This window comes from Aeromicrobium sp., assembly GCF_047606445.1.
GTDB lineage: Bacteria > Actinomycetota > Actinomycetes > Propionibacteriales > Nocardioidaceae > Aeromicrobium.
Genome location: NZ_JASGEK010000026.1, coordinates 1 through 5,473, shown reverse-complemented (window position 1 = coordinate 5,473; position 5,473 = coordinate 1). Strand labels below are relative to the sequence as shown.

Sequence of the window (5,473 nt, the reverse complement as noted above, 5' to 3'; positions counted from 1 at the left end):
TGCCGCCCGGTACCCGGTTGGCGGCGCGCGGGGGGCCCGCCGCCGCACACGCCGCCACCGCCGCGTCGGGGTCGGCCCGCAGAGCCTCCACAAGATTCTCGTCCACACCGGCGAGCTCACCCTGCGACAACGGCCAGATCATCATGACGTGCAACCGCCCGGTCAAAGCTTGCGCGGTACGAGGCAGGGCGTCGTGACGCGTCGACCCCGTGACGACGGCCGTGCCCGGCGACGCGCCCTCGCGGTTCAGCCTCGCCTTAAGCGCGTCCAGCACCTCCGGCGCGTGCTGGTACTCGTCCACGCACAGGGGCCGGGCGACGTTGACCGCCGCCGACACGTTGGCGACCACCGCGTCGCGCGTCGCCGGATCGTCCAAGTCGACGACCTGGACCCCTTTGCCCTCGGCGAACGTCCGCAACACCGTGGACTTGCCCACCGAACGCGGCCCGTGCAACGCGATCACCGGCTCGTCATCCGCCAACGTGTCGAGCAACGCTGAAATTCGCCGTGGAACCAGCGGTGCGCCTGCGACACTCATCAACTCATCGAATCAGACGAGATGTCTCGAACTCCCACTTTCCGAGGGCTATGAACTCCCATTTCCCGAAGGTCGCGAACTCCAGATTTCCGAGCAGTTCGCCGCCCCACGCGACGTCACTCCGCCAGCGCGACAACCTGGTCCAGTTCGCTGGGGTCGAACCATTGGAGGTGGCCGGAGTCGTCCAAGGCCAGATGGAGGGAGGCGATCTGGTCGAGGGTGACCGGCTGGTCGGTCGCGGCGACCTCGGCGGCCACGGCGACCGGGCCGGTCTCGGCGGCCTCCTCCAGCGCGGCCAGCTCGTCCTCCTCGTCATCGGAGCCCGCGACCCACTGGTCGCCGGTCAACGGCTCGCCGGCCGCCAGACGGCGCAGGTCGTCGGCGGTCGCCGCCAGGTAGACCCGCGGCACTACTCGTCCTTCTTCGGCCGGGCACGACCCCGCGGCGCGCGGCCTCGCGACGGCTTGGACGCCTCGATCAGCTCCTCGACCGACTCCACGACGCACTGGGCGAGCACGTCGAGGTCCGGCACCGCGTCGCGGTCGCCGACCAGGCCGTAGAACACCCGGCCGTTGTACGAGGTGACCGCCAGCGACAGCGCCCGGTTGCCGTGCAGCGGGATGGCCGAGTACACTTCGCCGACCTGCTGACCGGCCAGATACACCGGGTCGGCCGGGCCGGGCACGTAGGTGATCGTGATGTGGTGGTCGCGGCCCGCCTCGGTCATCGCCACCCGGGCGCCGACGGCGTGGAAGGTCGACGTGGTGTAGCCGGGAAGGCGCGCCAGCTCGCCGGCGGCCACCGCCTTGCCGGTCTCACGGTGGTCTTTGAGCGCATAGGCCACCTGGTGCAGACGGACGACCGGGTTGGACTCGCCGACGGGCAGCGAGACGAGATGGCCCTTGACCGTCGAGCCCATCGCCGTCGGAGCCCCGTCAGAACCCTCGCCGGAGGTGATCGACATCGGCACCAGCGCCCGGAAGCTCGTCTTCGGCGTGACCGGCTCGGCCCGTGTCAGCATCCAGCCGCGCAGGCCGCCCGCGATCGACGCCAGCACGATGTCGTTGACGCTCGGCCCGTTCCTGCCGCCCTGCGCCTCCCGCACCTTGCGCAGGTCGTCGAAGGACACCGACACCGTCGCGAACCGGCGGTGCCGCGACGGCTCGGCCGACAAGACGCCGATCGACGGCGGCGTGGACGCGCCGACGATGGGCAGATGCCGGGCGACCCGGCCCGCGACCCGCTCGACGGTGCGCAGCGCCTCGCCCGGATGGCTCACCGCGTGGTTGACGGTGGACGCGGTCAGCGACACCAGGCCGGGGCTCGGCCGCGGCACCCACTCCTCGTGCGGGATCTCGCGGACGTGCGCGGCCTCCTCCAAGAGGACCTGCGCGATGTCGACGGTGTCGGAGCCGTCGATCAACGCCTGGTGGCCCTTGAACAGCAGCGCGACCTCGCCGCCCTCCAGGCCCTCGATCAGGTACAGCTCCCACAGCGGCCGGTCGAGGTCGAGGCGACGGGCGATGAGCCGTCCGGCCAGCTCGTGCAACGCCTGGCGGGTGCCCGGCGAGGGCAGCGCCGAACGGCGCACGTGCACGGTGATGTCGAAGTTCTCGTCGTCGGCCCAGACCGGCGCGCCGATCCTGCCGGGCACGTGCCGGGGCACCTGGCGGTAGCGCGGGACGAGGTCGATGCGCTCGTCGATGACCCGCAGCAGACGGTCGTAGTCGAGCTGTCCGTCGCTCGGCTCCAAGATCGCCAGCGTCGCCACCTGCCGCGGCACGGTGGGGCTGTCGCTCTGCAGGAAAAGGGCGTCGAGGGGGCTCAGCCGCTCCATAACACTCCTCACGTTGATCTGGGCGAGGCTATCACCCGGCGCTCGGCGAGGAAGGACGCCACCAAAACGTCCAAACGTCGCACGAACGGCGAGGTCGGGACCGCCTCGCGGGCGGACCGTCCGAGCATGGCCGCCGCGTCGAGGCCCGCGGTGTCCATCGGCAGGAAGGCGTCCGGCGCGCAGTTCGAGAGCCGCCGCAACGTGTCGGCGATCTCCCGCTCGTTCCAGCCGAGGCTCGGCCGCGTCTGGTTGACCACGAGAGAGGACGGCGGTCCGCCGGTCAGCTCGGCCACCTCGGCCAGCCCGCGCACCAGGCGCGACAGCCCGACCGGGTCGGCGCGGCCGACCACCATCACGTCGTCGGCGGTCTCGACCAGATGCCGGGTGAGTCCGTGCCGCGAGCGCCCCGCGTCGAGGTCGAGGCCCGAGCCGACGTCGAGCACGACGAGGTCGTGGTCGGCGCGCAGCCGCTCGACCACCGCGTCCATGGAGGCGATCCGTAGGTGGGGCCACATGTCGGGGCGCGCGATGCCGGTGAGCAGCCGCCACCCCGGCTCGACCTCGACCAGCTGCTCGTCGACGGCGTCCTGGCCGAGGCCCGCCGCGCGACAGGCGGCGAGCACGCCGCTGAGGTCGTCGAGCACGCCGAGCTGCTGGGCGAGCGTGCCGCCGGCGACGTCGGCGTCGACCAACGCCACCCGTGCGCCCCGCGCCCGGGCGGCCGCCGCGAACCCGACGGCCAGGGTCGAGCGTCCCGGAGCGCCCGCCGGACCCCAGACCACGAGCGTGCGCCCCTGTTCGGCTGGCTCCGGCCGCGACGCCGGGCGGGGGCTCCACGACTCCCAGTCGACCTCGGCCAGCCGCTCGGCGGCACACGAGCGGACGATCCGCAGCGCCGCAGCCGCCTCGGCGTCGCCGCAGGTGGCGACCGTGACGCCCGCCCGCTCCAACTCGTCGACCACGGCGAGGTCGAGGCCCGGCAGACCCGGGTCGACGAGCGCCGCCGACGCCGCGCCGGTGCGCGCCACCGCCAACAGCTCGGCCACGTCGACGCAGCGTCGGGCCAGGCTCAGATGCTCCGCGCCCTCGACGGCGGCGAGCGCCGCCGGCTCCCACGCCGCTCCGCCCGCGGCGACCACGAGGCTCGTCATGGCACCCGCACCACCGTCACGTGCTCGGCCGCCAGCGCGGCGACCTGCTCGCCGAGCAGCTCGGCGGCGCCGAGGTCGAGCACGATCGTGCGGCTCACGGTGGCGGCGAGCGCGTCGACCTCGCCGGCGTCGACGACCCGGGCTCCCTCGACCACGCGGCGCGCGGCGACGGCGGAGTCCTCGCCGGGGCCGGGACCGACCCACACGTCGACCAGGTCGCCCGCGGCGATGTCGGCCGGCAGCGACCCCGTGGGCACGCTCACCGGCAGATGGCCCGAGGAGTCGCCGCCCGCACTCCAGGCGTCCCGGCCGACCATCGCGCCCTCGGTGAGATTCTCGGTCCAGCGCAGATCGTCGAGCTCGGCGGGCAGTTCCTCGTCGACGCGCGCGTAGACCCCGTCGACCTGCGACGCGAGCCGCGCCTCCACCGCGACGAGGTCGTCGCGGTCGACCGGATCGCCGGCCCGCACCGAGGAGGACACCGCCCAGTACCGCTCGGCGTCGTCGAGGGCGGCGATCAACCGGCCGCCGACCACCATCGCCCCGATGACGAGCGCCACTCCGCCGAGAAGCCGCAGGTCACGCCATCGCCCTGTCTCGATCCGCCGTGCGGCGCGCGGCTGGCTCATGTCATGCGTGTCAGGCATCCGATCCCCCCGAATCGTCGTCGTCTGACTGAGATGTGTAGTCGATCACGCGCGCCACGTCCAGCCCTGATTCCACAGTGCGGCCGACAAGGCGAGTTATCCACAGGCTGGTGTTCTTTTGACACCAGATCGTGACAGACTGGCCGCATGGCTTCGGACACGCCACGCTTCCTCACCCTCGCCGATGTCGGCGAGGTGCTGAACGTGACCGTCCGGCAGGTCTACGCGCTGGTCCGCAGCGGCGACCTGCGCGGCATCCAGATCGGCGGGCGCGGCCAGTGGCGCGTCGAGCAGGTCGAGCTGGAGAAGTACATCCAGCGCCAGTACGAGCGCACCGCATCGCAGCTGTCGGAGCTGTCCGAGGACCTCGACGCCGCCCGCTGACCGGCTAGTCCAGCTCGCGGACCGCGACGAGCGCCGCCAGCCGGATCCAACGGACGCCGACGTCGGAGCGCAGCGCGAGGGCGTCGGCGGCGACCGTCTCCATGACTCCGTCGACCAGGCTTCCGCCCCGCAGATGGCATCGCACGGTCACGCCCTCGTCGCGGAAGGTCCGGGCGACCCGCGTCCAGCCGAGCCGCCGCTCCACCTCGCCGAGCTCCGGCGCACGCCCCGACCCGCCGCGCCAGCCCGCCACCGCCGACCAGGCGACCACCGTGTCGCGTCCGCCGGAGGACACCACCACGACCTCGGGCGTCGAGCGGACCACCCGGCCGCCGACCCAGCCGACTGAGGCGACGTCGAGGTCCACCTCGCCCCACACCAGGTCGCGCGCCGACGTCTCGGCCCACTCCCCGTCGGTCAGCTCGTCGGCCAGCGCGTCGCGCTCCCATGCCTCCTCGTCGTGGACGGAGGCCTCGATCTCGGCGAACAGCCGTTCCCAGCGCATGTCGCCACGCTAGACCGCCTGTGGACCACCCCTTGACAAGAGAGACGAAACGGTCTTTTCTGTTATCAAGCGTTCTTAAACGTCATCAAACGGGAGATTTCATGCGGAATATCAGTCTCTTCAGATCGCTCGTCGCCGCTGGCGGCGGCCTCGGCGGGGTCGTCGGCGGCGTCTGCTCCCTGCCGTCGGCCGCCGATCGGCTCATCAGCCCCGACTTCGACACCGCACTGGGCGCGGCGCTCTCGCTGCTGCTGCTCGCCGTGTCCGCCTGGCTTCTCCTCGCCGTGGCGGCGGTGGCCGTCGACCCGGTGGCCGCCCGACGCCTCGCGCCCGCCTGGCTGGTCGCGGCGCTCACCACCGGGGCCGTCCTCGCCGGCGGGGCAGCGCAGGCCAACCCCCAGGGGCTCGACG

The 5,473-nt window shown here is 72.7% G+C and carries 8 protein-coding genes; 2 read left to right on the top strand and 6 right to left on the bottom strand.

Annotation, left to right across the window (positions count from 1 at the left end):
- The 5 genes from QM621_RS06100 to QM621_RS06080 form a co-directional block, all read right to left on the bottom strand.
- On the bottom strand, window positions 1–493 hold a 493-nt coding region (locus QM621_RS06100; protein ID WP_414989477.1), incomplete at its 3' end, for an AAA family ATPase.
- Window positions 494–654: 161 nt separating this feature from the next.
- A complete protein-coding gene (locus QM621_RS06095) occupies window positions 655–948 on the bottom strand; it encodes a hypothetical protein (protein ID WP_414989476.1) in 294 nt (97 codons plus the stop codon).
- Window positions 948–2,375: a wax ester/triacylglycerol synthase family O-acyltransferase gene (locus QM621_RS06090; RefSeq protein ID WP_414989475.1), complete on the bottom strand. Its 1,428-nt coding sequence runs from the start codon at window positions 2,373–2,375 to the stop codon at window positions 948–950. Before QM621_RS06090 ends, QM621_RS06095 begins: the two co-directional genes overlap by 1 nt.
- Window positions 2,376–2,383: 8 nt before the next feature.
- Window positions 2,384–3,526 carry an AAA family ATPase gene (locus QM621_RS06085; RefSeq protein ID WP_414989474.1) on the bottom strand — a complete coding sequence of 381 codons (1,143 nt, stop codon included), beginning with the start codon at window positions 3,524–3,526 and terminating at the stop codon, window positions 2,384–2,386.
- Complete coding sequence (locus QM621_RS06080) at window positions 3,523–4,155, bottom strand: hypothetical protein (protein WP_414989473.1); 633 nt, start codon at window positions 4,153–4,155, stop codon at window positions 3,523–3,525. Before QM621_RS06080 ends, QM621_RS06085 begins: the two co-directional genes overlap by 4 nt.
- 165 nt (window positions 4,156–4,320) lie before the next feature.
- Here QM621_RS06080 and QM621_RS06075 point away from each other — a divergent pair, with 165 nt between their 5' ends.
- Window positions 4,321–4,557 carry a helix-turn-helix domain-containing protein gene (locus QM621_RS06075; RefSeq protein WP_414989472.1) on the top strand — a complete coding sequence of 79 codons (237 nt, stop codon included), beginning with the start codon at window positions 4,321–4,323 and terminating at the stop codon, window positions 4,555–4,557.
- A gap of 4 nt (window positions 4,558–4,561) precedes the next feature.
- On the opposite strand, the gene QM621_RS06070 is transcribed toward QM621_RS06075, so the two are convergent.
- A complete protein-coding gene (locus tag QM621_RS06070) occupies window positions 4,562–5,062 on the bottom strand; it encodes a hypothetical protein (protein ID WP_414989471.1) in 501 nt (166 codons plus the stop codon).
- A 101-nt stretch (window positions 5,063–5,163) separates the two neighbouring features.
- Here QM621_RS06070 and QM621_RS06065 point away from each other — a divergent pair.
- Window positions 5,164–5,473: hypothetical protein (locus tag QM621_RS06065; protein ID WP_414989470.1), on the top strand; the 310-nt coding region annotated here is incomplete at its 3' end.